27 protein-coding genes and 1 pseudogene are annotated in these 23,610 nt (G+C 68.2%); 20 read left to right on the top strand and 8 right to left on the bottom strand.

Annotation, left to right across the window (positions count from 1 at the left end; genetic code table 11):
• Positions 1-4 precede the first annotated feature (4 nt).
• The 6 genes from QF050_RS01475 (at position 5) to QF050_RS01450 (ending at position 3,875) form a co-directional block, all read left to right on the top strand.
• On the top strand, positions 5-1,336 hold the full coding sequence (locus QF050_RS01475; protein WP_308928829.1) for a CoA transferase: 1,332 nt from the start codon (positions 5-7) through the stop codon (positions 1,334-1,336).
• 89 nt (positions 1,337-1,425) lie between these two features.
• A complete protein-coding gene (locus tag QF050_RS01470) occupies positions 1,426-1,935 on the top strand; it encodes a hypothetical protein (RefSeq protein WP_308928828.1) in 510 nt (169 codons plus the stop codon).
• The gene (locus tag QF050_RS01465) at positions 1,932-2,720 is read left to right on the top strand and encodes an AzlC family ABC transporter permease (protein WP_308928827.1); all 789 of its coding nucleotides are present in this window, start codon (positions 1,932-1,934) and stop codon (positions 2,718-2,720) included. Before QF050_RS01470 ends, QF050_RS01465 begins: the two co-directional genes overlap by 4 nt.
• The gene (locus QF050_RS01460; RefSeq protein WP_308928826.1) at positions 2,717-3,028 is read left to right on the top strand and encodes an AzlD domain-containing protein; all 312 of its coding nucleotides are present in this window, start codon (positions 2,717-2,719) and stop codon (positions 3,026-3,028) included. Before QF050_RS01465 ends, QF050_RS01460 begins: the two co-directional genes overlap by 4 nt.
• Positions 3,029-3,134: 106 nt before the next feature.
• On the top strand, positions 3,135-3,392 hold the full coding sequence (locus tag QF050_RS01455; RefSeq protein WP_308928825.1) for a hypothetical protein: 258 nt from the start codon (positions 3,135-3,137) through the stop codon (positions 3,390-3,392).
• 84 nt (positions 3,393-3,476) lie between these two features.
• On the top strand, positions 3,477-3,875 hold the full coding sequence (locus QF050_RS01450; RefSeq protein ID WP_308928824.1) for a hypothetical protein: 399 nt from the start codon (positions 3,477-3,479) through the stop codon (positions 3,873-3,875).
• 80 nt (positions 3,876-3,955) lie between these two features.
• On the opposite strand, the gene QF050_RS01445 is transcribed toward QF050_RS01450, so the two are convergent.
• Both QF050_RS01445 and QF050_RS01440 read right to left on the bottom strand, forming a co-directional pair.
• Positions 3,956-4,180, bottom strand: coding sequence for a hypothetical protein (locus QF050_RS01445; RefSeq protein WP_308928823.1), 225 nt, complete (start codon positions 4,178-4,180; stop codon positions 3,956-3,958).
• A 201-nt stretch (positions 4,181-4,381) separates the two neighbouring features.
• A complete protein-coding gene (locus QF050_RS01440) occupies positions 4,382-4,999 on the bottom strand; it encodes a TetR/AcrR family transcriptional regulator (protein WP_308928822.1) in 618 nt (205 codons plus the stop codon).
• 122 nt (positions 5,000-5,121) lie between these two features.
• On the opposite strand from QF050_RS01440, the gene QF050_RS01435 reads away from it, so the two are divergent.
• The 5 genes from QF050_RS01435 to QF050_RS01415 are packed head-to-tail and all read left to right on the top strand — an operon-like array spanning position 5,122 to position 9,509.
• A complete protein-coding gene (locus QF050_RS01435; protein WP_308928821.1) occupies positions 5,122-5,445 on the top strand; it encodes a thiamine-binding protein in 324 nt (107 codons plus the stop codon).
• A 59-nt stretch (positions 5,446-5,504) separates the two neighbouring features.
• Positions 5,505-6,197: an O-methyltransferase gene (locus tag QF050_RS01430; protein WP_308928820.1), complete on the top strand. Its 693-nt coding sequence runs from the start codon at positions 5,505-5,507 to the stop codon at positions 6,195-6,197.
• Positions 6,198-6,238: 41 nt separating this feature from the next.
• Positions 6,239-7,339, top strand: coding sequence for an acyl-CoA dehydrogenase family protein (locus tag QF050_RS01425; protein WP_374121489.1), 1,101 nt, complete (start codon positions 6,239-6,241; stop codon positions 7,337-7,339).
• Positions 7,333-8,715, top strand: coding sequence for a bifunctional PIG-L family deacetylase/class I SAM-dependent methyltransferase (locus QF050_RS01420; RefSeq protein WP_308928818.1), 1,383 nt, complete (start codon positions 7,333-7,335; stop codon positions 8,713-8,715). Before QF050_RS01425 ends, QF050_RS01420 begins: the two co-directional genes overlap by 7 nt.
• Positions 8,712-9,509 carry a glycosyltransferase gene (locus tag QF050_RS01415; protein ID WP_308928817.1) on the top strand — a complete coding sequence of 266 codons (798 nt, stop codon included), beginning with the start codon at positions 8,712-8,714 and terminating at the stop codon, positions 9,507-9,509. Before QF050_RS01420 ends, QF050_RS01415 begins: the two co-directional genes overlap by 4 nt.
• A gap of 19 nt (positions 9,510-9,528) precedes the next feature.
• Here the strand turns inward: QF050_RS01415 and QF050_RS01410 are convergent, their stop codons facing one another.
• The 5 genes from QF050_RS01410 to QF050_RS01390 all read right to left on the bottom strand — a co-directional run bounded on the left by QF050_RS01410 (position 9,529) and on the right by QF050_RS01390 (position 13,488).
• Positions 9,529-9,786, bottom strand: coding sequence for a hypothetical protein (locus QF050_RS01410; protein WP_308928816.1), 258 nt, complete (start codon positions 9,784-9,786; stop codon positions 9,529-9,531).
• 318 nt (positions 9,787-10,104) lie between these two features.
• Positions 10,105-11,283 (bottom strand): YhjD/YihY/BrkB family envelope integrity protein, encoded by a 1,179-nt coding sequence (locus QF050_RS01405; RefSeq protein WP_308928815.1) that lies wholly within the window; start codon positions 11,281-11,283, stop codon positions 10,105-10,107.
• A 107-nt stretch (positions 11,284-11,390) separates the two neighbouring features.
• Positions 11,391-12,020, bottom strand: a complete 630-nt coding sequence (locus tag QF050_RS01400) for a DUF3618 domain-containing protein (RefSeq protein WP_308928814.1) — start codon at positions 12,018-12,020, stop codon at positions 11,391-11,393.
• Positions 12,017-12,448, bottom strand: a complete 432-nt coding sequence (locus tag QF050_RS01395) for a phage holin family protein (RefSeq protein ID WP_308928813.1) — start codon at positions 12,446-12,448, stop codon at positions 12,017-12,019. Before QF050_RS01395 ends, QF050_RS01400 begins: the two co-directional genes overlap by 4 nt.
• Positions 12,448-13,488: a hypothetical protein gene (locus QF050_RS01390; RefSeq protein WP_308928812.1), complete on the bottom strand. Its 1,041-nt coding sequence runs from the start codon at positions 13,486-13,488 to the stop codon at positions 12,448-12,450. Before QF050_RS01390 ends, QF050_RS01395 begins: the two co-directional genes overlap by 1 nt.
• A 191-nt stretch (positions 13,489-13,679) precedes the next feature.
• Here QF050_RS01390 and QF050_RS01385 point away from each other — a divergent pair, with 191 nt between their 5' ends.
• Positions 13,680-14,336 carry a hypothetical protein gene (locus tag QF050_RS01385; protein WP_308928811.1) on the top strand — a complete coding sequence of 219 codons (657 nt, stop codon included), beginning with the start codon at positions 13,680-13,682 and terminating at the stop codon, positions 14,334-14,336.
• A 70-nt stretch (positions 14,337-14,406) separates the two neighbouring features.
• On the opposite strand, the gene QF050_RS01380 is transcribed toward QF050_RS01385, so the two are convergent.
• A complete protein-coding gene (locus QF050_RS01380; RefSeq protein ID WP_308928810.1) occupies positions 14,407-15,450 on the bottom strand; it encodes an NAD-dependent epimerase/dehydratase family protein in 1,044 nt (347 codons plus the stop codon).
• A 146-nt stretch (positions 15,451-15,596) separates the two neighbouring features.
• Here QF050_RS01380 and QF050_RS01375 point away from each other — a divergent pair, with 146 nt between their 5' ends.
• The 8 genes and pseudogenes from QF050_RS01375 to QF050_RS01340 all read left to right on the top strand — a co-directional run bounded on the left by QF050_RS01375 (position 15,597) and on the right by QF050_RS01340 (position 23,543).
• Positions 15,597-16,550, top strand: coding sequence for a sigma-70 family RNA polymerase sigma factor (locus QF050_RS01375; protein ID WP_308928809.1), 954 nt, complete (start codon positions 15,597-15,599; stop codon positions 16,548-16,550).
• 201 nt (positions 16,551-16,751) lie between these two features.
• The gene (locus QF050_RS01370; RefSeq protein ID WP_308928808.1) at positions 16,752-17,288 is read left to right on the top strand and encodes an HAD family hydrolase; all 537 of its coding nucleotides are present in this window, start codon (positions 16,752-16,754) and stop codon (positions 17,286-17,288) included.
• Positions 17,288-18,373: a glycosyltransferase family 9 protein gene (locus QF050_RS01365; RefSeq protein WP_308928807.1), complete on the top strand. Its 1,086-nt coding sequence runs from the start codon at positions 17,288-17,290 to the stop codon at positions 18,371-18,373. The genes QF050_RS01370 and QF050_RS01365 overlap by 1 nt, the downstream gene beginning before the upstream one ends.
• Entirely contained in the window at positions 18,370-19,404 is a 1,035-nt protein-coding gene (locus tag QF050_RS01360) for a glycosyltransferase (protein WP_308928806.1), read from the top strand. Before QF050_RS01365 ends, QF050_RS01360 begins: the two co-directional genes overlap by 4 nt.
• Positions 19,401-20,666: a glycosyltransferase gene (locus QF050_RS01355; protein ID WP_308928805.1), complete on the top strand. Its 1,266-nt coding sequence runs from the start codon at positions 19,401-19,403 to the stop codon at positions 20,664-20,666. Before QF050_RS01360 ends, QF050_RS01355 begins: the two co-directional genes overlap by 4 nt.
• Positions 20,663-21,370 carry an SIS domain-containing protein gene (locus QF050_RS01350; protein ID WP_308928804.1) on the top strand — a complete coding sequence of 236 codons (708 nt, stop codon included), beginning with the start codon at positions 20,663-20,665 and terminating at the stop codon, positions 21,368-21,370. Before QF050_RS01355 ends, QF050_RS01350 begins: the two co-directional genes overlap by 4 nt.
• Positions 21,367-22,776, top strand: a complete 1,410-nt coding sequence (locus tag QF050_RS01345; protein WP_308928803.1) for a PfkB family carbohydrate kinase — start codon at positions 21,367-21,369, stop codon at positions 22,774-22,776. Before QF050_RS01350 ends, QF050_RS01345 begins: the two co-directional genes overlap by 4 nt.
• A 52-nt stretch (positions 22,777-22,828) precedes the next feature.
• A pseudogene (locus tag QF050_RS01340) lies at positions 22,829-23,543 on the top strand (SDR family oxidoreductase).
• Positions 23,544-23,610 lie beyond the last annotated feature (67 nt).

Here is a 23,610-nt window from a genome sequence, read left to right as displayed (position 1 = left end):
GGCCGTGGCGGAGGGCGGCGTCGGCGGATCCTTACCGCGCAGGTGGTGGGCCGGGCCGCTGGATGTTGAGGGCCTGGCCCTGCAATCGGTGGGAGCAGCGGCGCAGGCGCTGAACCGGTACACGGGTGACCCGGGCCGGTTCAGCACCACCGCGGTCCTGACGTCGGCAGCCTTCGATTCCTTCGGGCACTTGCGGATCGAGGGGCGCCGGCTGCAGGGCTTCGCGCCACTGTCCGGCTTCCGGCGCACCGCTGACGGCTGGATCCGGCTGCACGCCAACTACCCGCACCATGAGCAGCGGCTTCTGCAGGCGCTGGGAGCATCGTCCGCCGAAGCGGCGGAGCAGGAACTGCGCACCATGCCGGCCCTGCAGGCCGAAGCCGTCATCCAAGGCAACGGCGGGATCGCGGCAGCGGTCAGGACGCGCAGCGAATGGCTGGCGACGGACATGGGCCGCGCCGCCGGCAAGGGACCCTGGATCGCGGTGGAGTTCGCCGACGGACGGACGGCTGGGCTGGGCCTGGTGGAAATCGCGGCAACAACCGCACGTCCGGGGCGCACTGATGGACTGCCCCTGGAAGGCATCCGGGTCCTGGACCTGACCCGGGTGATCGCAGGGCCGGTCGCCACCCGCTTGCTGGCTGCGCTCGGAGCCGACGTCCTCCGGATCGATCCGCCCGCTTTCCCCGAAATCGCGGACCAGTTCGTGGACACGGCCTTCGGCAAGCGCAGCGCGGAAGCCGATCTCGGGCTGCCGGCGAACCAGCACGCCCTCCAGCAGCTCCTGGCCGGCGCGGACGTGGTGGTCACCGGCTACCGGCATGCCGCCCTGGACCGCTTTGGGCTTAATCCCCGGGAACTGCTGGCGGCGCACCCCGGCCTGGTGGTGGTTACCCTCAACAGTTGGGGCAGCACCGGGCCCTGGAGCGGCCTGCGCGGCTTCGACAGCATCGTCCAGGCCGCCTGCGGAATTGCCCACGCATACGGGAAGAACGACGACGACGGGTGGCGCCCGGGTGCCCTTCCGGTCCAGGCGCTGGACCACGCCACAGGGTACGGCGTGGCGGCGGCAGCGGTCCATCTCCTGGACCGGCGCAGGCAGGCGGGGACGGGTGGCGCTGCGCACCTGTCACTGGCCCGGACGGCGGAGGAGCTTCTGGCGTTGCCGGACACCACGGCAGGCCGCGGGGAACTGCCCGCGCCGGAGTTCCGCACCACGGACAGCCCGTATGGTCGGCTCCGATACGTTGGGCCGCCGCTGCTGTCTGGCGGCCGGCCACTGGACTATCCGGCTCCACCGCCGCCCTACGGATCCGCCGCACTTACCTGGGCGTAAGCGAAGGCACGGGCCGCCGCCCCTTTCCGCCGTCGCTGGAGCCAGGCCCGGGTTTCGAGCGCCCGCTGCTGCTGTGGTTGAGTGGTTCCATGGTTCTTCCCCGGTCCGGCCCCGCTGTCCAGGGCCTGCCCTTGCCCTGCATTCCACTGCGGGGCCTGTCCGCCGCTGCCATGGGTGCCCTCCTGCTGGCCAGCGCCGGCAAGCATTTCCGGGATCCCGGGTTCTTCCGTGACGTCGTTCCGGAATACCTCTGCCGCGTGGATCCCCAACCGGGCCTGCCCCGGGAGCCCCAGCACCCGCTGGCCGTCTTGTCCCGGGATGAGTGGATCGCGGTGAGCGGGCTGCTGGAGCTGGCTGCCGCCGTCGGCATCCTTCTCCCGCCCACCCGGAAGCTGGCGGCCACCGCGCTCACCGGGATGTTCACCGCGTTCCTGGCGGGGCACATCGATGCCCTGGTGCGGGCGTACGGTCCGGAGGGCTCGCCCCGCCGCCGGAAGATCCACTCGCTGCGGCTCCCGCTTCAAGCTCCACTGATCGCGTGGGCCTGGAGCCTGCGGAAGCCGGCCCCACAAGGCTGCCCACCGGGTTGCCGGCCGTGAAACTGCCGGCCTCTCCGGCGGTGAAGGTGGGAATCTCCATCAGCATCGCCACCGGCCTGTACGGAATCTCCTTCGGTGCGTTGTCCGTGACGTCCGGGCTCAACCTTTGGCAGACCATGGCCCTGAGCCTCCTCCTGTTCAGCGGCGGCTCGCAGTTCGCGTTCATCGGCGTTGTGGCCGGAGGAGGCTCGGGCATCGCCGCCATGAGCGCCGCCACCCTGCTGGGTATGCGAAACGGTATTTACGGAATGCAGTTGAACGCCCTGCTGCGGCCCAGCGGCTGGCGCAAATATGTGGGTGCGCAGCTGACCATCGATGAATCCACGGCCACCAGCACCGGGCAGTCGGATCCGGCCGAGCAGCGGCGAGGCTTCTGGACTGCCGGGATTGGCATCTATGCGTTGTGGAACATCTTCACGCTCATCGGTGCCCTGGCCGGGGCCGGACTGGGCGATCCCAAGCAGTGGGGACTCGATGGCGCTGCTGTCGCAGCCTTCCTCGCCCTGCTCTGGCCGCGGCTCAAAGGACGGGAGCCTGTAGCGATCGCCGTGGTGTGCGCCGTGGCCACCGTGATTGCCGTGCCCTTCGTGCCGCCCGGGGTCCCCATCCTGGTGGCCGCCGTCGTGGCGGCGCTGGCGGGATGGTTGAGCCACGGCCGCCGGGACGAAGGCCTGGAGCCGGACATCGAACCCTACGGACACCCCGCCGGCCGTCATGCCCGCGGGGACGCATCGAACGCAGGTACGCGGGGCGGGGACACCACGGATCCGGCGGCTGGCCCATGAGCCTGTGGATCTGGCTGCTGATCGCCTGCGCCCTTGCCTACGCATGGAAACTGGTGGGGTATTTCGTTCCCGCCAAACTCCTTGAGGACCCCCGTGCCTCGCGCATTGCCGGGACCATGACCATCGGACTGCTGGCCTCGCTGACCGTGGTCAACGCCGTGGCATCGGGCCAGGCGCTTGCCGCCGACGCGCGGCTGGGGGCGCTGGCGGCGGCCGCGGTTGCCCTGGCGTTCCGGGCACCGTTCCTGGTGGTGGTCATCGCCGGGGCCGGCGCGGCGGCACTGCTCAGGTTCCTGGGCTGGAACTGACCACAACCATAACGGAGTGGTATAGGTCACTTCCCGCGTGGTTTGACGGTTGTACTATGAAATCGGCTTATGCAGTTGGCCATGGCATTCGGGACGAACGGCAACCATGGAAAACAAGCTGCATTACGCAAGGGACCTGACGGGCGGCACCCGCAACAAAAATGCGCGACGCCGGGCTGGACTTCCTGCCAAACGTTTCTTCAAGCGCTTTGCCGGGCTCTCGGACGTGCCTGCGGAGGACCTGGAGATCCTGTCCCAAAGGCTCCAGGCCGCACTTGACTTGGACCCGTCGTCGTCCGTCCCGGCCCTTCACGCCCTGGTGCGCCGGGAGGTCCGCAAGCGGGCTGGGGGCGGCAGGACCTGACGCCCCGAGCATTCCTGGCGCCACGTATGGTGCACTGGAAGAGAGGCAGCGCTCATTGGCGCTTCCACGGAAGGAGGAATCGAGATGGACGAACAGTCACGGCCTGCCGGGCCGGAAGACGGCCAGGGCACCGAGGACACCGGAAAAACCGAGGGCACAGGAAAGTACAAGCCACAAGAGGATGCCGACGCCGGATCCCCGACGGAGCAGCCTTCGAGGCAACGATCCGCCTATTTGGATCCCCGCGGCTCGGAAGGAACCCGGGAACTCCGGGACACCGCGAGGCGGCGCCGGGATGCGGAAGAGAAGCTGCAGCAGCACCTGATGGAAGCCAAAGAGCACGTTCCCAACGAGTTCCATGAGCACCACGGAACGGGGCACCCGCACGCCGGCTCCGAACATGGCCGGCCCGAAGGCGAGTCCGAACATGGCCGGCCCGAACGCAAGGACAACCCGGGAGAAGAGGTCGGGGAGGAGTCCTGACCGCCCGGCCGGCACTGCACCGGGCAACCCACCAGGGCGGTGGGTTGCCCGTGGGAGTGCCGGGCCCGGGGGATTGTTGGCTAAGCCAGCCTTTGGGTGGCGCCGTCGGGTGGGGCGGCCCTGCGGCAGCTTTCCTCGACGGCCATCTCGTACCACGCCTCGGCGCCAAACTCTGGCTCGGGAGTATCAAGGTTCTGGTAGAGGGCGTCCAGCAGTTCCACGAGTTCCTCAGGCGCCAGCGCCGGCAGGACTTCCTCAGGCCCACGTGGGTCAGTGAGGTAGCGGAAAAGGTTTGAACTGTTCATCGCAGTGCTGCCATTGCGCGGCGGAAGGGCACGAAGTTGTTCATGGGTCGCCTCCAGCTGAAAATCGCGAGGCTGGCTGCTTAACCTCTCCCAGATTCTATTGCACCTGCCAAGCCCCCCACAATGGACCCGCCCCCACAATGGACCCGCCCGCACAATGGACCCGCGGTACTGAAACGCAGGTCTTGCATTGGGGCAGGCTCAGCCAGTAGGTGCCGGGACAGGCACGTGCGCGGGAAGTGGCCGCGCCGGCCGGTCGGCGCGGATAGCATCCTCTACCAGCGCCAAGGGCCGCCGCCACGCGTCGGACCCGGGCTCCATGGTGTCCACTACGCTGATCAGCATGGCAAGCAGCCGGAACATGTCGGTCATCGAAATGTCCGGGCGCAGGGTGCCCTGGCCTTGCCCGCGGAGCAGCAAAACACTGATGGACTCCGTGAGTGAGCCGGTGATTCCGGTGAGGAGTTCCCGCCGGCCCGCGACGGCGCACAGCAGATTGGCGTCGGCGCTCGCGGCCGCCATGAGCGCTTCGAGCACGCGCAGCAGCCCGGCCGTGGCGTCGATGTCGGCCAAGGCGCCGTCCATGACGGGGTCCACGGTGAGCCGGAGCTGCCGGTTGAGTGCAGCGAGGACCAGTTCTTCCTTGTCCGCGAAGTTCCGGAAGAGGGTTGCCGGGCCAACCCCGGCCGTGGTTGCGATGGTTTGGAGCGGCACTTCGGGGCCGAATTCCCGGAAGCACTGGCGCGCCGCCGTGATGATCTTGTCCACGTTCCGCGCTGCGTCCGCACGGAGGGGCTTTCGGGCGACTGCGAGGCTCATGGCCAAAAGGTTAGCAACGGAGGCTGCAGCCAGCATGGTTACTGCACGGTAGGCGCTTATGTGACGGACGCTCCCGGTGGTCCGGACTGCGGCGGCCAGGAGCCGCGTGGGACACTGGGGGCATGTTGCTTGCATTTTCTGTGGCTCCCTCAGGTGTTCCCAGCGGGGGCGCCCGCCCCGACGACGCATCCGTGCACGACGCCGTTGCGGCCGCCGTGAAGATCGTCCGGGAGTCGGGGCTGCCCAACCGGACGGACTCCATGTTCACCACCATCGAAGGTGAATGGGACGAGGTGTTCGACGTCGTCAAGCGCGCCACCGAGGCCGTGGGGCGCTACGGCAGCCGGGTGTCGCTGGTGATCAAGGCCGATATCAGGCCGGGCTACTCCGGTGAACTTACGGCCAAGGTCGACCGCCTGGAAGGCGCGCTGGCTCAGGAATCCTGAGCCGGCGGGAGGGGCGGAAGTATCTGGACCCCCGCGACCGCCCGTGCCAAACTGTGCCCATGTTCGAGCACAAGCCCCGGCCGGAGTGGATAGCCACTGAAGAGTTCCTGTCCCGCACCGTGGTGCATCCGGACCAGGCCCTCCAGCAGGCCATCCGGACGGCGGCGGAGGCCGGGATGCCCGCCATCGAGGTGGCACCCAACGCCGGGAAGCTGCTGAAGCTCCTGGTCCAGATGTCCGGGGCCCGCCGCATCCTGGAAATCGGGACGCTTGCCGGCTACAGCACCATCTGGCTGGGCCGGGGCCTTCCGCCCAGCGGCACGCTGGTCACGTGCGAATACCTGCCCCAGCACGCCGAGGTGGCCTGGGCGAACATTGATGCCGCCGGCCTGGGCGAAAAGGTGGAGATCCGCCTGGGTCCTGCACTGGATACCCTTGCCGCCCTCGAGGACGAGGACCGGGAACCGTTCGACTTCATCTTCATCGACGCCGACAAGCAGAACAACAGCCGCTACCTTGACTGGGCCGTCAGGTTGGGCAGGCCGGGAGCCACTGTGGTGCTGGACAACACCATCTGGGAGGGGGCGGTCCTGGACCCGGGTATGGACCCGGTCAACGCGCCCGGAATCATTGACGCGCTCAAGCTTCTGGGCGACCATCCCCGGCTCGACGCCACCGTCATCCAGACCGTGGGCTCCAAAGGCTGGGACGGATTCGCCCTGGCCCGTATCCTCCCGCAATATAGTAAGTAAGCTGTGTAGATGCGTCCGGTGGCCGGGCGCCCACAGCGTCGATGGAGGAACGTTTGCAAGCTGAAACCACTCCCGTACTCCTGGAATCCACTGCCGCCGGTTTCTCCCCCTGGTCGCCAATCCTCCGCGCAGTTCCGGAAGCGGCAGGGGACGTCACCGCCCTGCTGGCCCTGGCCGTGGAAGCGGGCGAAACCTGGCCGCGTCCCGGTGAAGGCCGGACGTCGCTGTTATGGGAGCTCCTGGCTTCCGTTGCTGCCATTGACGTGGCGGCAGCCCGGGTGTTTGAGCCGCACCTTGATGCCATCGCCATTCTTGCCCAGGCCGCCCGCACGGTTACCGCAGGCCAGCCGGCCCTGCCCGGACAGCCCCGTGGCGCAACATGGGGCGTCTTCGCCGCAGAGGGGCCCGGCGCCAGGCTGCAGGCCACGCCCGACGGCGCCATGGTGGTCCTGAACGGGGCCAAGCCGTGGTGTTCATTGGCCGCGAGCCTGGACAGTGCCATCATCACCGCCCACACGGACGACGGCGGCAGGGCGGCGTTCGCAGTGGACCTCCGCCACCCGGGCGTGGAGTGCGAAGAACCGGCCTGGGTGGCCCGCGGCCTCCGGGAAATCCCCAGCGGAACCGTGCACTTCCGCCAGGTTCCGGCCACGCCCTTGGGCGGAACCGGCTGGTACCACAGCCGCCCCGGCTTCGCCTGGGGAGGCATGGGCGTTGCCGCCTGCTGGCTGGGCGGTGCCGTGGGCGTGGCCCGCGATTTCCGCGCCGCCCTGCTCGCCGGTGCCGACGGCGGGAGGGAACCGGACCAAGTGGCACTCGCCGCCCTCGGTGAAGTGGACCGCACCCTCACTGCCGCCATGCAATACCTCGCCCGGGCCGCGGCACGCATCGACGACGGCAGCCTGGGCACCCCCGGCCAAAGCACCTGGAGCGAAGCCCAGCGCGTCCGCGGTACCGTCGCCGCCGCCGTCGAACGCGTCCTGCAACTGGTGCTCTCGAACCGGGGTCCCGCGCCGCTTGCCTTCGACGAACGCTATGCCAAACGGATAGCGGACCTGGAACTGTACGTCCGCCAGCACCACGGTGCACGGGACGACGCCCAGCTGGGCCGCCTCACGCTCAAGGGGGACTGCCCGTGGTGACCTTCTCGCACGCGGACCAAGGCACCGCCGAGGCAGCCTGGGCCGGGAGCGGACTGGCAGTTGCGCCGAAGCTCCCCCTCGGCCCCGCTGAACTCGCCGCGATGCGCTTCGTGGTCCTGGCCGCGCATCCGGACGACGAGACCCTCGGCGCGGGCGGACTCATGGCGCGGCTGGCCGCGCTGGGGGCGGAAGTGGACGTCCTGCTGTGCACGGCGGGGGAGGGCTCGCACCCGGATTCGCCCACCACGTCCCCCGATGAGCTGGCCCAGGCCCGCTTGGCGGAATTCGCGGCCGCTCTGGCCGCCCTGGGCCTGCGGGACCGCTGGCGCTTCCTCGGGTTGCCGGACCGCGGCCTCGGATCGCAAGCGGACGCGGTTGCCGTAGCCGTCAGGGACGCTGCGGCCCGGTTGCCCGGCCGGCCCGACCGGCTGGTCCTTGTTGCGCCCTACCGTTCCGACGGCCACGCAGACCATGATGCGCTCGGAGCCGTGGTGGCCGAAATTGCCCGGCAGGAGGGCCACGCACTGCTGGAGTACCCCATCTGGTACTGGCACTGGGCCACGCCCGAGGACCAGGAATGGCGGGCATGGGTCCGTTTCCCGCTGGACGGCCCGTCCAGCGAGGCCAAGGAGCGTGCCATGGCTGAACACGCCACCCAGGTCATGCCGCTTTCCCCCGCGCCGGGGGACGAGACCCTGCTGAGCCGGGAATTCCTGGGGCACTTCGCACGCGGCTACGAGGTGTTCGCCTGGACGCCGCGCAAGGACACGTCCGGCCCGGTGCACTCCAGCCAGGACGCGGAGGAGGTCTTCGACGCCGTCCATAACCGATCCGCTGACCCCTGGGACTACGCCTCGAGCTGGTACGAGCGGCGCAAGCGGGCACTTACACTCGCTGCCCTCCCCGGCGAGACCTACGAGCGCGGCCTGGAAGTGGGCTGTTCCATTGGCACCTTGACCGCAGACCTCGCCGGCCGCTGCCACAGCCTTGTGGCCGTTGACGCCAGCAGAGCCGCAGTGCGGCGGGCTGCGCAGCGCTTTGATGGCAGCGACGGGGTCCGTGTTGAGCACCGCGTTGTTCCCGGCTCATGGCCCGACGGAACGTTCGACCTCCTGGTGGTTTCGGAGGTCGGGTACTATCTCGCCCCCGCCGAGCTGGCGGACTTGTGGGACCGGGTGGAGGCGTCACTGGAACCCGGCGGGGTCCTGGTCCTGTGCCATTGGCGGCATCCGATCGACGGATGGCAGCTGGACGGCGACACCGTCCACGCGCTCGCCCGGCAACGGTTGCGCTGGCAGACCACGGGGATGTACCAGGAACGCGACTTCGTGCTGGAAATCCTGGTGCGCCCGGCCCGCAAAGCAGACGTGGCATGACGCTCATGTCTCCGGGGGCACAAGCCGCAAGCCACGCGGCGGGGCTGGGCGCGGCGGGGATTGACCAAGTAGCGGTGGTGGTCCCGGCGCACAACGAGGAGCAGTTCCTGGATCACGCGCTCACCGCAGTGGGGGCCGCCGCGGACCGGCTCGCCGTGGCCAGCCCCGGAACCGGGGTGGAGGTTGTTGTTGTCCTGGACGCCTGCACGGACCGGTCCCTGGAGGTGGCCGCCGGGTTCGCGGCCAGGGACCTCCGCTACAGTGTCCTGCCCGTCATGTTCCACAGTGTTGGAAAGAGCCGGCGGGCCGGGTGCCGGGCAGTGCTGGACACCCTTGGCGGGTCCGGTGCGGTGGAAGGAAGGGCGGCCGGTATTCCGGCACGCCGCGTGTGGTTGGCCAACACGGATGCCGATTCGCGGGTACCGGAAAACTGGCTGGTGCGGCAGCTGGAACTGGCGGCCGATGGAGCGGACCTTGTCCTTGGCTCCGTTGAGCCCGATGCCCACAGTATCCACCACGAACTGCTGGCCCGCTGGCATGCCCGGCATGCCCTGGCCGAGAACCACCCGCACGTCCATGGGGCCAACCTTGGGGTCCGCGCCTCAGCCTACCTTTCAGCAGGCGGCTTTCCGGGGATAGATCGCGATGAAGACCGGACGCTTGTGGAGCGCCTCCGCAGCGGTGGGGCAGCCATCGTTTCCACTGACACGACGCGCGTCCTTACCTCCGGCAGGACCAGCGGCCGGGCGCCCGGAGGGTTCGCCGCCTACCTTTTGGCGCTGGCACAACCCTGATTGCGGAGGCGCCCGTCGGTCACACCAGGTCCGGGGCGCTGGCCACGATGTAGTCCGCCGCCGCAGGTCCGGTCATGGACAGGTTGTTGTTGTCGGGATCGATGCCCGCGTGCTGGAGGGCCTCCCACAGGGCGGCCGGGGACTTTGGCTCAGCGTTGTGCAGCAGGCACCAGCTCGTGTAAAGGCCGAACAGCTCGTCGCGTCCGAGGCCCAGTCCGGGCTCACGGTCCGGGACAACTGCTTCGGCAAAGAACTGGTCAAAATGGGTAGCAGTCATGTTCGCTCATCTGGGTTCGACCTTGTTGCCGCCGTCTGCTTCAGCGGCCGTGCCGAGTCCAGAAGGGACCCGGCAAGGTACTCACGAAACTATTGCAGTGGACGCTGCTTGTCCAGTCACGCCAAGGAGAGGGTCACCTGAGGGGGCCGACGGCGACTGGGGGGACTGGCCTCGGTCTCAGAAGAGGCCATCTCACCGCCGGCCCCGCCTCGCCCCGGACTGGCACAGCCCGGGAAACCTCAACAGGACCTTCACTATGGATTTTCCTCCTTCTCGAACGTCCTGCCTAGTCCCGCCAGGCCGGGCCCCGTCCGCCTGCTACGCGTCGTCGCTTCGCTGGCCTCCGCCGTCGGATTCCTCATTTTCGGCTCGGTTCCGGACTTTCTCGCGAATCCTGTCGCGGTGCCGTTCGCCGGGTTGCTGCGCGTCCTCGTCTTCCTGGCCGTGCTTCTCCCGGAGTTCCCGGCCGTGTTTGACGTCTTTGTCGATCTGCTGCTGCAGCTTCTCGCTCTTTTTTGTGTCCCGCGGCGGCAACTGGATGGTTTCCTCTGCCTTGATGCCTGCCTGGAGCTCGCGGCCGCGCTCCACCTCCGCATCGAATTCGGCACCGAACAGAAGCGACATGTTCAGGATCCAAAGCCACAAGAGCATGATGATCACGCTGCCGAGGGCGCCATACGTCTTGTTGTAGTTGCCGAAGTTCCCCACGTAGAAGCCGAAGCCCAGCGAAGCGAGCAGGAAGACGACCAAGGCGATGGCGGAGCCCATGCTCATCCAGCGGAACTTGGGCTGCTTCACGTTGGGCGTGGCGTAGTAGAGGACAGCGATGATGGCGATGATCAGGATCAGCATCACTGGCCACTTGGCGATGTTCCACACCGCGAGGAAAGCTCCGCTGAGGCCGATCAGTCCGCCGACGGCCTCGGAAACCGGCCCGCTGAGGACAAGCATGCCGGCGAGCAGTGCCACGATGACCACGGCAAGGAGCGTGACGCCTAGCATGGTCCCACGGAGCTTCACGAACGCACGGCCCTCGTCCACCTCATAGATGCGGTTCATGGCCCGGCCAAAAGCCCCCACATATCCGGACGCGGACCAGAGAGCGGTGAGGAGGCCGATCACCAGCGTGAAGCCGGCGGCAGGGGCGCTGGTCAGTTCCGCGACCGGGCCGCTGATGGTATTGACGGTTTCTGCAGGGGCGAAGCCGCGCACGATCTCCAACAAGGCGTTGGTGGTCTTCTGCGGATCACCGAATAGGCCCAGAAGTGAGACGAGTGCCAGCAGGGCCGGGAAGAGGGAGAGAACGGCGTAATAGGTCAGGGCGGCGGCCAGGTCCGGGCACTGGTCTTTGCTGAACTCCCGGAGTGTCTTCCTGGTGATGTATTTCCAGGCCGGCTTCTCCAGGTCCCGGGGGCTTCCGGGTTTCCTTGCATCGTTCGGGTCGGGAGCCTGGGCCGCCTTCGCGGTGCTGGTCTCGGATGTGTTGTGAGTGGCCATGGGGGGGTCCTCTCGATCGGGGGCCAAGAGAACAGGCCGGCCCCGCGGATTGCGGTGCCGGCCTGTCGACATGGGTGTTGCCTTAGCGTGCGGCAGATCGCGACGCGTTATGCGTTCTGGACGTTGTCTTTGGCATCCGTGGCACGGTCCTTGACGTCGTCGGCGGCGTGCTGTCCCTCTGCTTTGACGTTTTGGGCGGCGTCAGTGGCAGTGGCCTTGACGTTCTCCATGGCTTCCTGGGCCGGTGCCTTGAGGTCCTGGGCCACATTCTTGGCGGCATCGGTGAGTTCCGTGGCCAACGGTTGGGCTGCCGTTTTGAGCTGGTCTGCGGCTTCCCGTTCCTTCTGGCTTGGCGGGATCAGGGAGGAGACCAGGAGGCCCGCCCCGAACGCGATGAGGCCGGCGGCCAACGGGTTGCCCGCGGTCTTGGCTTTCACTTGGTCCGGGGCTTGGGAAACGGCATGGCCGGCGTCGGAAAGCTTCGCCGAGACGGTGTCGGTAGCCTGGTGCAGGTTGTCCGAGGCGGCGCCTGAGGTGTTGTGGATGTTGCTGGTGGCGGTGTCAGATGCACCCATGATTTTCTCCTTCATCCCGGTCGCCGCGTCCTTGAGCTTGTCGGTTTGGCGGTGGACGATGTTGGACGGGGTGACTTTATCGGCCACGGCGTCCACGTTGGTTCCCAGGCGTGCCCGGGTGGCTTCGATGTCTGCGCGGATGACGTCAGGGTTTTCGCTCATCGGTTTACCTCACCTGGTTTGAGGGTTGGGGGTATTTCTGAGAGGGTTTCGCCGGTTTGCGGCAGGCCCTTGATTTGCTTGAGTTCCTTGCGGCCAATGGAGGCGAGGACCGCGGCGATGAGGGCCCAGACCACGGCGGTGATCAGTGCGGACCACCCCAGCGGCATGATGGCGCCGAGGGCGAACATCAGGGCCAGTGAGAGGAAGAGCAGGACGAAGTGTCCGCCCACCCCGGCGCCGGCCAGCATGCCGGATCCCTTCCCTGCTTTGGTGGCGGACTGTTTCAGCTCGGCCTTGGCCAGCTCCACCTCCTGGCGCATCAGGGTGGACAAGTCACGGGTCACATCGCCAAGCAACTCCCCGATGGAGGCGTTGTCCGCTTTGACGTGCGCCGCACTTGGCGGCGGCTCAGGAATCTGGCTGCTCATCACAGGCCGCCAGCCTGGCCGCCCCTGGAGCGGTCCCGGGTGAGGGGGTCATCTGCCATGGGATCGTCCTCAAAGGCACGGTCCCGCAGGGGGTCGTCCGATTCCTGGTTTCCGGACCAGGGCTCCTCCACCAGTTGCGGGCTGTCGAGGCCGCTGGCCGTGGAAGTGGGCTCGGGGTAGCTGCTGCCGGGGGCACCGCCGTCGTATCCGGCGGTGGTAGTAGCCGGCCCTGGCAACTGGACGGGCGGCGGAGGCACTGTTCCGCCGGCGACGGGTGGCTGGCTGTACCGGTCCGCGTATCCGGCTCCTGGGTATCCGTTTCCGGAGGGCTGGCCGGAGAGGCCGGCAGCACCGGAACCGGTTGAGCTGCTGGACTCCGGCGCGCCCGCTGTGAGGCCCCGGGTAAGGCGTCCGGCAAGGACACCCGCGCCGGCGGCCAGAAGCAAGAATGTGCCGGGCCGGTTGCGGGCGAACCGCTGTACCTCGTTCAGGAGGTCTCCCGGTTCCCGGTTTTCCAGCCAAGTGGCGATCGAGGACGTGCGCTCGGCTGCCTGCCGGACCAAGTCACTGGCCATGCCCTGCTGGTCCGGCGCGCTGGCCATGCTGTGCAGCTGGCCGGAGATGTTGCGGATGCCTTCTGCAGCCTTTTGCTGCTGCGTTGCGGCCTCGCTGGTCAGGCCGGACTTCGCCTGGTACAGCAGGTCCTGCGCATTGGACTTTGCCTCAGAGGCCACGTTGGCGGCCTCTTCCTTTGCCGTCTGGGCCACGTTTTGCGCGGAGTCGGCCGCAGTCCGGGCTACATCAGCCGCTTCATCCTTGGCGGCATCCGTGCGCGAAGACGCAGTGCCGGTGCCGGCTCCGGCAGAGCCCGGAACGACACTGGTTTGTTCGTAGTCGGAGGGTGCGTACCCGGTTCCAGCTTCACTGCCATACTGGCTGCCCGGGGACGGGAAGGTGGCGGGCTCGCGCTCGCCGGGGATTCCTGTATTTGCCGGAGGAACCGTGTTTGCGGGGTCCTCGGGCCATTGGCTCTCTGTCATCTTCGCTCTCCCTTTCCCAAGAAGGCTGGTTATTGATCACGAACCAGCGATACTGGCCGTAAAATAATAAGCATGGTTACTAATGAAAAGTAAGTACCCTTGCTAGTTGGGTTATAACCGTTCGAGGAAAGATGCCAGCCGGAATGGCTCCGGCCTCCCCGGTCACAACGAAGTGGAAAGTGGTGGGAAACGTGGACACAGCTCCATGGGTATGGGTAGTGATTGCCGTCGTCGTAGTGGCGGTGATTGTGCTGCTGTTCCTCTCCGGCGGAAGGCGCCGGAAGGCAATGCAGGAGAAGCGCGACCAGGAGCACCGCGAGAAAGCGGCAGAGATCCGCCATCAGGCTGAAAATATGGAACTCGACGCCCGCGAACGGGAAGCCAAAGCCATCCGGGCGCGTGCCGACGCCGAGCAGGCCCAGGTGGACGCGGCGCGGTTGCGGCAGGAAGCCGAGGAGCGCAGCCGGGAAGCCCAGTCCCTCCGGAGTGACGTTGCCGGCCATACCCGGAAGGCGGACGAACTTGATCCCGACGTCGGGCGCGATGGTACCCGCCGCGGCGTGCGCGAGGCGTATGAGGACCGGCAGGCGCAGGCCCAGGCCGGCAACCGCGACCTCCAGGGCGTCCGTGATGGCCGGGTGGCGGAGTCCGCAGTTCCTGCCCAGGATGCGGCCCGGGAGCCGGGGCGCAGGGAAGGCGACGCGGCCGACGTCGGGCACAATGCCGGCGCGCGCCGGGAAGCCAGCCGCGGCGAAGCTCCGATCGAAGACGACCGGGGCGATGCTGCAGGTGCAGCCGACACGGGGCGTGCTGTCCACGACGATAGGGAACCGCGCACAGGCATCTAGAGCTGCCCTCCAGGCCAAGGGCCCGGCTGTTCCGCAGCCGGGCCCTTGGCCGTCTTTGATGCACTCGGCGTTATGGCGTGCGCCGCGGTTTGAGGACGGGGGAAGGGTTGACGCCTTCCCCCGCTCCCAGCCCGGCGATGAGTTCCTTGACTGCTTCAATCGACGACACTTTCGGTTCCCATCCCAAAATGCGCCGCGCCCGGTCGGTGTCCATGATGGGTGCACCCGCGGCCATCGCCACCCATCCTGCATCTGTGGGTTGGAGGCGTGCCCGCCATGTCAGGTCCACCACTGCATGCAGGAGCCGCAGCGGGATGGGAAGAATTCTCTTGGCCCCCAGGATGCGCGCCAGTTCCTGCGGGCCCAGGGCCGGCTCGGCCGCGATATTGAACGCACCACTGGCACGCTGGTCCACCACCCTCCAGTAGGCATCTGCAACGTCATCCGCATGGACGGCCTGGAATACCAGCTCGTCCGGAACCGGCAGCAGTGGAATCCAAGGTTTTCCCGGCACAAACCGCGAAAGGATCCGGCCGAGGAAATAACGGCCGATTTCATTTCCGGCACCCCCTTGGAAAATCAGGGCCGGCCGCAGGCGTGCCACCGCAATCCCTGGTTGCCTTGCCGCGAATCCGTCCAGCAGCCTTTCCTGCTCCGCTTTGTGCCGGCTGTAGTGTGAGCCGGCAATTCCCTTCGCCGGCCACGACTCATCCCTGCGTTGGTCTTTGCCCGCCTGGCTGTAGCCGCCTACCGAGGATGCGCAGACAACCTGCTTGGCGCCCGCCCTCGCGGCTGCTTCGAGGACATTCCGGGTGCCCGTGACATTGGTGCGGTGCAGGAGGGCGAGGTCGTGGTTTGGCTGGATTTGCCATGCCAGGTGGACTACCGCATCCACCCCGGCGAACGCCTCCTCGAGCAGCGGCCTGTGCTGGTCCAGTCCCACGTCCAGCGTGTGCCACTGAACGCCCCGGTAGGGCTCCAACGAGGTGTCGGGCAGCCTGCGGCTGATTCCAACCAGCTCCAGGCTGCCGGGCTTCATGGCGAGCTGCGCATGCAGTCTTCGCAACAGTGCTGTTCCGGCGTTTCCGCTGGCCCCGGTAATGGCAATGCGCATAGGAGGACTCCCTTGGCAGTAGTCTGCGATGTCCGGTCATCGGAGAGCCTACAACGGAGAAGGATTGTTTTATAAGCAGCCTTATGATTTCCTACTTCTAAGTCTTGCCGCAGGCTTTCGGAACCAGAACCAGGGAAACCAGAATCATGCCCGAATCCTTTGCCGCGCTCGCCGTGGATGCCGCACATGAGAATTTTCCAGCACCGGAAACGGCGCAACAACAACAGTCTCCCGCCCCCTCGGGACGGTTGCGCGAGACGTTCGCCAATGACCTGGTCCTGAGATACCTGGACCTCGCCGAGGCCCTGGCCGGCCGCTTCGAGGCCCGCGGCCGGGAGCGGGCGGACCTCAACCAGGTGGCCTATCTTGGCCTGGTCAAAGCCGCGCGCGGATTCGACCAGGCAAAGGGCGAGAGTTTCCCGGCCTATGCGGCCCCCACCATCACCGGGGAGCTCAAGCGGTACCTTCGGGACCGGACGTGGGTGGTCCGTCCGCCACGGCATATCCAGGACCTCAGGACCCGGCTGTACCGGGCGGAGCCGGAGTTGACCCAGTCGCTGGGCAGGAACCCAAGCGTGGCCGAGTTGGCCGGGGAACTGGGAACGGACCCGGCCGAGGTGCAGGAAGCCATCTCGGCATCCAGCAGCATGCATCCGGACTCGCTCGACGCCGTGAACCCAAACTCGGACGCCCCGTCAATCGGCGACATCCTCGCCTGCCCCGACACGCCGCTGGAGCGCCTTGAAGAGCTTGCCTGCCTGCGTGAAGCAATGCAGGACCTGGACGACTCCGACCGTGAGCTTCTGTACCGCCGCTACTTCTGTGAGGAAACACAAGTCCAGTTGGGCAAGCGGCTGGGGATGTCCCAGATGCAGGTGTCGCGGCGCCTGGCGAAGGTCCTGGTGGAATTGCAGCGGCGGCTGGAGGCAAGCGCCGGTGCCGGCCGGCCGGAAGATGCCGGAACCTCGACGGCGGTGCGAGACCCACGGGCCGACCGTACGGCAGGTCAAGTCCAGTCGTTCCCGCGGACCCGGCACGCGCTCCATCCAGGTGCGTCCAGCACGGGTTCCGGCTGCCCCGCCGGCACAAGGTCAAGGTAGCGTCCGGAACTGTCCCCGAAAGACGCCGGGCGCCACTTACCCGGGCCTGCGGCGCGCTGCAAGGTAACGCCAGGCGGCCCCGGGAAGTGTTGCCGCGGTGGCGTTGTCCGCGCCTCGACGGTTTAGACGCACCCCAAAAAACACCCGCCACCATACTTGTGCGCGTGTTTAGCGCCGCCCATGGGAGGGAACTGATTGGTCATGGAAAGCTCTGAAACCTCCGGGCCCCGTGTTGTCCTGTTCGACCGGGACGGGACGCTGGTGGTCGATGTGCCCTACAACGGGGACCCCGGCAGGGTGCGGCCCGTCGCGGGCGCCAAGGCAGTGCTGGACGGCCTCCGTGCGGACGGCATTGCCACAGGCGTCATCACCAACCAGTCGGGCATCGCCCGCGGCCTCATCACCGCCGATGACGTTGCAAGGGTCAATGCCCGGGTGGAAGAACTGCTGGGCCCCTTCGATGTCTGGGAAGTGTGCCCCCACGCCGAGCAGGACGGCTGCATTTGCCGCAAGCCCGCGCCTGGGATGATCCACAGCGCCTGCCGAAAACTGGGCATCGACGAATCCGAGGCTGCCCTCATCGGTGACATCGGCGCCGACGTTGGTGCCGCCGAGGCGGCCGGAGCCACCGGCGTGCTGGTTCCCACGCCCGTGACACGGGCCGAGGAAGTGGCCGCGGCGCGGCTGGTCGCCTCCGACTTGGCGACCGCCGTCGGCATGCTGCAGGGGATGCACTGATGGGACACGTCCTGGTGGCCCGGCTCGACAGCATGGGCGATGTCCTGCTGGCCGGTCCCGCCGTCCGGGCGGTTGCCCGTGGCCGTGACCGGGACGGCGGCCCGAACCACGTGGTCATGCTGTGCGGGCGGCAAGGAGAGGCGGCAGCCGGAATGCTGCCCGGCGCAGCAGAGGTGTACACCTGGGACAGCGCGTGGATCATGAACCCGGCGCCGAAAATGACTGGCCCCCACGCCGACAGGCTCATCGAGTACGTCCGGAACTCCAGGATCACCGAAGCCGTCATCCTCACGTCCTTCCACCAGTCGCCCCTTCCGCTGGCACTGCTGCTCCGCCTGGCAGGCGTGGAACGGATCACCGGTGCATCCACCGATTACGCCGGCTCCCTGCTGGATGTCCGGCTCAAACCGGGCGAAGACTTTCCCGAAGACCAGCCCGAAGCCGAACGGGCGCTGGGGATTGCCGAGGCCGCGGGCTTTCGACTGCCGGACGGTGACGACGGAAAACTGCAACTCAACCACGTCCCCGACGTCACCGACCTGGTGGGCGACGGGCCCTACGTGGTGGTCCATCCCGGGGCGGCTGTCCCCGCGCGGGCATGGCCTCCGTTGCACCACGCGGCCGCCGTCGAACTCCTCGAGGGAGCCGGGTACCGGGTGGTGGTGACGGGTGGGCCCGGCGAGAAATCATTGACCGCCACCGTGGCCGGCCCCTCGGCGCTGGACCTGGGCGGACGCACCGACCTTCCCACCCTGGCCGGCGTGATGGCGGGCGCCGAGGCGGTGGTCACGGGCAATACCGGCCCCGGCCACCTCGCCGCCGCCGTGGGCACACCGGTGGCATGCCTCTTTTCCCCCGTTGTCCCGGCCGTCCGTTGGGCCCCCTACGGCGTTCCACTTGAGCTCCTCGGTGACCAGAACGCCCCCTGCCGGATGACCCGTGCCCGGGTCTGCCCGGTCCCGGGGCACCCGTGCCTCGACTCGGTGTCACCCGAGGAAGTAGTTGCCGCCGTTGAACGCCTCATGAGCGGAGTGAGCTCCTTCAGCACCCATGTCAGCACCCGTAGAAAGGCCCGCAACCGATGAGAATCCTGCTCTGGCACGTCCACGGTTCCTGGACTGACGCCTTTGTCCGCGGCCGCCACCAGTACCTGATTCCCGTCCTGCCCGAAGGCGGGGCCTGGGGGCTGGGCCGCGCCGGCAGGGACTGGCCGGAATCAGTGCGGGAGGTGGACCTGGCAACGCTCGACGCCGACGCCGTGGACGCCGTCGTCCTCCAACGGCCGGAAGAAATCGACGAAGTGGTCCGTACCCTTGGCCGGGTACCCGGCGTCGACCTTCCTGCCGTCTTCGTGGAGCACAACACGCCCAAAGGCAACTTCCCGTACGTCAGCCACCCGCTTGCGGATCAAAGCCGCATCCCGGTTGTCCACGTGACCCACTTCAACCGGCTGGCGTGGGACAACGGCTCCGCACCCACCACCGTGATCGAGCACGGCATCCCGGACCCGGGCCGGCTCTACACCGGTGAACTTCCCGAACTGGGAGTGGTGGTCAACGAGCCGGTCCGCCGGGGCCGCGTCACGGGTACGGACCTCTTGCCTGCCTTCGCCTCCGTGGCACCCTTGCAGGTGTTCGGCATGAAGACCGGCGGGCTGGCAGCCGCCACCGGAATCGACCCGTCCCGGTTGGCGGCCCGGGGCGATCTGAAGACCCGGGACCTGCACCGGGAACTGGCCCGTTGCCGGGTCTACATTCACCCGATGCGGTGGACTTCCCTGGGCTTGTCGCTCCTGGAAGCCATGCACCTGGGTATGCCGGTGGTGGTGCTTGCCGCCACCGAAGCGCCGCGGGCGGTGCCGCCGGAAGCCGGCGCCGTTTCCGCCGACGTCGACGAGCTTCTCAGCTCTGCGGCGCGGCTGGTCGCGAACCCGGATGAGGCCCGACGGCGGGGAGTTGCCGCCCGCGAGGCCGCGCGGGAACGTTACGGCCTGGGCAGGTTTCAGGACCGCTGGGATGAGCTCCTGGCGGACCTGCGCAGCCGGCCCCGGTACTCCGTCAACGAACGGCCGGACGAGCCGATCCTCGTTCCGGCCCGGGAGAGGAATACGCCATGAAGATCGCCATGATTTCCGAACATGCCAGCCCGCTGGCGGCACTGGGCGGGGTGGATGCCGGTGGCCAGAACGTCCACGTTGCCGCACTGTCCGAAGCCCTGGCCAAGCGGGGCCATCACGTCACGGTCTATACCCGAAGGGATTCAACGGAGCTTCCCGAACGGGTCCGGGTGGGGCGCCGTTTCGAGGTGGTCCATGTGGACGCCGGACCCGCCTGCCACGTCCCCAAGGACGAACTGCTGCCGTTCATGGGCCAGCTGGCCGATGGCGTGGCAAGGGACTGGGGCCAGCGGCCGCCGGATGTGGTGCACGGCCACTTTTGGATGTCAGGTCTCGCTGCCCTGGACGCGGCCAGGCGCCCCGACGCCGGCTGCCGGGTGCCGATGCTGCAGACGTTCCACGCGCTGGGCACCGTCAAGCGCCGGCACCAGGGTGCCGAGGACACCAGCCCGGAGGAACGCGCCTGGCTCGAGCCCGGGGTAGGCAGGTCGGCGGACCGCATCATTGCCACCTGTTCCGACGAGGTCTTCGAGCTCAAGGCCATGGGCATCGCCACGGGCAAGATCTCCATTGCCCCCTGCGGGGTGGACCTCGGATTCTTTTCACCCGGCGGCCCGGTGGCGGGCCGGAAGCGCCGCTACCGCATCCTGTCGGTGGGGCGGCTGGTGCCGCGCAAGGGCGTGGACCTGGTGATCCGTTCGCTGCCGTACTTGAACGCGGCGGGATTCGACGACGTCGAACTCCTGATCGTGGGCGGCGGCGCGGAAACGCAGGTTTTGCACGCCGACCCGGAAGTCCGCCGCCTGCTGAAGCTGGCGGCCGAACTGGGTGTGTCGGGGCAGGTGAACCTGCAGGGGCAGGTGCCCCGGGGCGAGATGCCCGCGATCTTCCGCAGCGCCGATGCCGTGGTCTGTGCGCCCTGGTACGAACCGTTCGGCATTGTGCCGCTCGAGGCCATGGCATGCGGCGTTCCCGTGGTGGCCGCCGCCGTGGGCGGCCTGCGGGACACCGTGGTGGACCACTCCACCGGGCTGCACGTTCCGCCCCGTGACCCGGAGGCCATTGCATCGGCCCTGTCACTGCTGCTGGAAAACCCCGCCCTCAGGACAAAACTCGGCCAGGCCGGGGAACGGCGGGCCCGCACCCGGTACTCCTGGGACCGGGTGGCAGCGGAAACCGAAAAGGCATACCAGCTGGCCATGGCCGGAGCCCTCGCCGGTGCACCGGCCGGGGCGGTACCGATGGAAGGAGCGGCCCTGTGACTGCCGAATGGTCCCTGCGCGAAGCCGACCTTCGCACCCTGACAACGCCCACCCTGCCCGCCGTGCTCCCTGGTGCCAGGTTCACCGATCCGGCCAGTGCCGACGTCGTCCGTGCCCACCTGGACAACGTGGTTCCGGCGCTGGAGTCGCTCCGCGGGCAGTCCGGGCGGCTTGCCGCCTGGGGCGTGGAGCTTGCGCAGCGCCTGCTCCGGGGCCACCGGCTCCTCGCCGCGGGCAACGGCGGTTCCGCCGCGGAGGCGCAGCACCTGACGGCCGAACTGGTGGGCCGGTTCGATGGTGAGCGGGTGCCGTTCTCGGCGATCTCCCTCCACGCCGAATCGTCCGCCGTGACCGCTATCGCCAATGACTACGGTTACGACGACGTTTTTGCCCGGCAGGTGCGCGCACATGGCCGTTCCGGCGACGTGCTGATGCTCTTGTCCACCAGCGGCAAGAGCCCCAACCTGCTGCGGGCCGCCGAAGCGGCCGGCCGGCTCAACATGGCCACCTGGGCTATGACCGGCCCCGGGCCCAACCCCTTGGCGCTCGCCTGCGACGAGGCCGTCATGATCGACGCCCCGAACGCCAACGCCCAGGAGGGGCACCTGATTGCCCTGCACGCGGTATGCCGCGCATTTGACCTGGAGGTGCACCGGCGCACACCGCACGCTGTTCCAGGCAAGCCAGGAGGAGGCAGGCCATGAGGATTGTGGTGGTGGGAGACGTGATGTTGGACGTGGACCTGGCCGGAGAAGCCACCCGGTTGAGCCCGGACGCGCCCGTGCCCGTGGTTGATGTTTCCAGCGTGCGGCACCGGGCCGGCGGCGCCGGTCTGGTGGCACGGATGCTGGCCCAGGACGGCTGGCCGGTCACCCTGGTGACAATGCTGGGAGATGACGACGCCGGACGCCAGGTCCGTGCGCAGCTCGCCGGAGTGCGCCTGGTGGCGGGGGACACGGGATACCCGTCGCCGGTCAAGACCAGGGTCCGGGCCGGCTCCCATCCTGTGGTCCGCTTCGACCAGGGCTGCGAAAAAACACCGGTCCCGGACGTCACGCCCGCCATGCTCCGGGCCGTGGAAAATGCCGGGGTGATCATTGTGGCCGATTACGGGAGGGGGCTGGCGGCCAATCCCGGGCTGCGGAAGCTGCTGGCCAGCCTCGCCGGGCACGTCCCCATCGTCTGGGATCCACACCCCGCAGGTCCGGACCCGGTCCCCGGCGTGGCGGTGGTGACGCCCAACATGGCCGAAGCCACCAAGGCGGCGCGGTCCGCGGGCGGGGCAATGGACGGCCCCGGCCCAGGGGACCCGGCCGCGGATGCTGCCGGAATCCTGCTGCAGCGCTGGGGCAGCCGTGCCGTCCTGGTGACCCAGGGCGAGGAGGGGGCTCTCTTGCTGCGGCAGGGCGACCATTCCCCCCGGAATGTTCCCGCGCCCAGGGTGGAAGCCGGAGATCCCTGCGGAGCCGGCGACCGCCTCGCCGCCAGCCTGGCCGTGCACCTCCTGGCCGGCCGCGACCTGCCGGATGCGGCCGCCTTGGCCGTCCACGATGCGGCGGACTTCCTGGCCGCGGGGGGAGTGGCGGCGCTGACCGATACCGCCCCGGGTGGCCGTGGCGGGGAAAGGACCGGACCGCTTGCCGGTGTCGACCGGCTCACCGAACCCTTGCTGCTGGTCCGCGCCATCCGGGAAACGGGTGGAACCGTGGTGGCCACCGGCGGCTGTTTCGATCTCCTGCATGCCGGCCACGTCCGGTCCCTCAAAGCCGCCAGGGAACTGGGGGAGTGCCTGATCGTCTGCCTCAACTCCGATGACTCGGTGCGGCGGCTCAAAGGCCCGGAACGTCCCATCATCAACCAGCACGACAGGGCGGAGCTGCTCCTGGCCATGGAATGCGTGGACGCGGTAATGGTCTTCGACGAGGACACCCCCGACGCCGCGCTGGACCGGCTCCGCCCCGACATCTGGGTCAAGGGCGGCGACTACAAGGGGGCCAGGCTGCCCGAGGCCGACCTCGTGGAAAGCTGGGGCGGCCGGTGCCTCACCGTCCCGTTCCATCCCGCCCGCTCCACCACCGGCCTCGCGGACGCGCTCGCCAAGGTGGGCTGACCGGGCTCCCTGCTCTCCTTATTGACTTGTTTTCCCTATTGAAAGGAACACCATGTCTGCAGAATCAACAGCAACTGCCGCTGCGCCCGGCCGCGTCCTGGTCACTGGCGGGGCATCCGGCCTGGGGGCCGCCGTCGTCGACGCCGTCCTGCGGGCCGGCGGCACCCCGGTGGTCCTGGACCGCGACATCAGCAGCGTCTCCGGGGTGAAAGCCTTCGAAGTGGATGTGGCGGACCGGGCCGCCGTGGAGCACGCCGTGCGGGAAGCCGCCGAGACCCTGGGCGGCCTGGACGCCGTGGTCACGGCTGCCGGAATTGACCGGTGCGGCAAGCTTGCCGACGTCGACGCAACCGAGTGGGAAAAGGTCATCGGCGTCAACCTGATGGGCACGGTTTCCGTGGTCCGCGCCGCGCTGCCCTACCTCAAGGAAACCCACGGCCGCGTGGTTACCGTGGCCTCCACCCTGGGCAAGCGCGCCGTGGCCGATGCCACCGCATACTGCGCGTCCAAGTTCGGCGTGGTGGGATTCAGCCACGCGCTGGCAGCCGAAACCGGCGGTGAAATCGGCGTCACCACCATGATCCCCGGCGGCATGAAGACCCGGTTCTTCGATGACCGTGCCGAACAGTACAAGCCGCAGGATGACTCCAGGCTCAACGACCCCGGGAACACGGCGCAGGCCATCCTGTTCGCGCTGAACCAGCCCCCCGGCTGCGAGGTCCGCGAAATGCTGATCTGCCATGAGGAAGCAAGGCTCCTGGCCCTAAGCCGGCACCGGAGACGGTAAGCCGCACGCGGGACCACCAGCACCGATCCATTCACACTGAAAGGCGG

The sequence above is a fragment of the Arthrobacter sp. SLBN-112 genome (genome assembly GCF_030944625.1).
Lineage (GTDB): Bacteria > Actinomycetota > Actinomycetes > Actinomycetales > Micrococcaceae > Arthrobacter.
The sequence above is the reverse complement of the archived record's forward strand: the minus strand, read 5'-3'. Positions and strand labels throughout refer to the sequence as shown.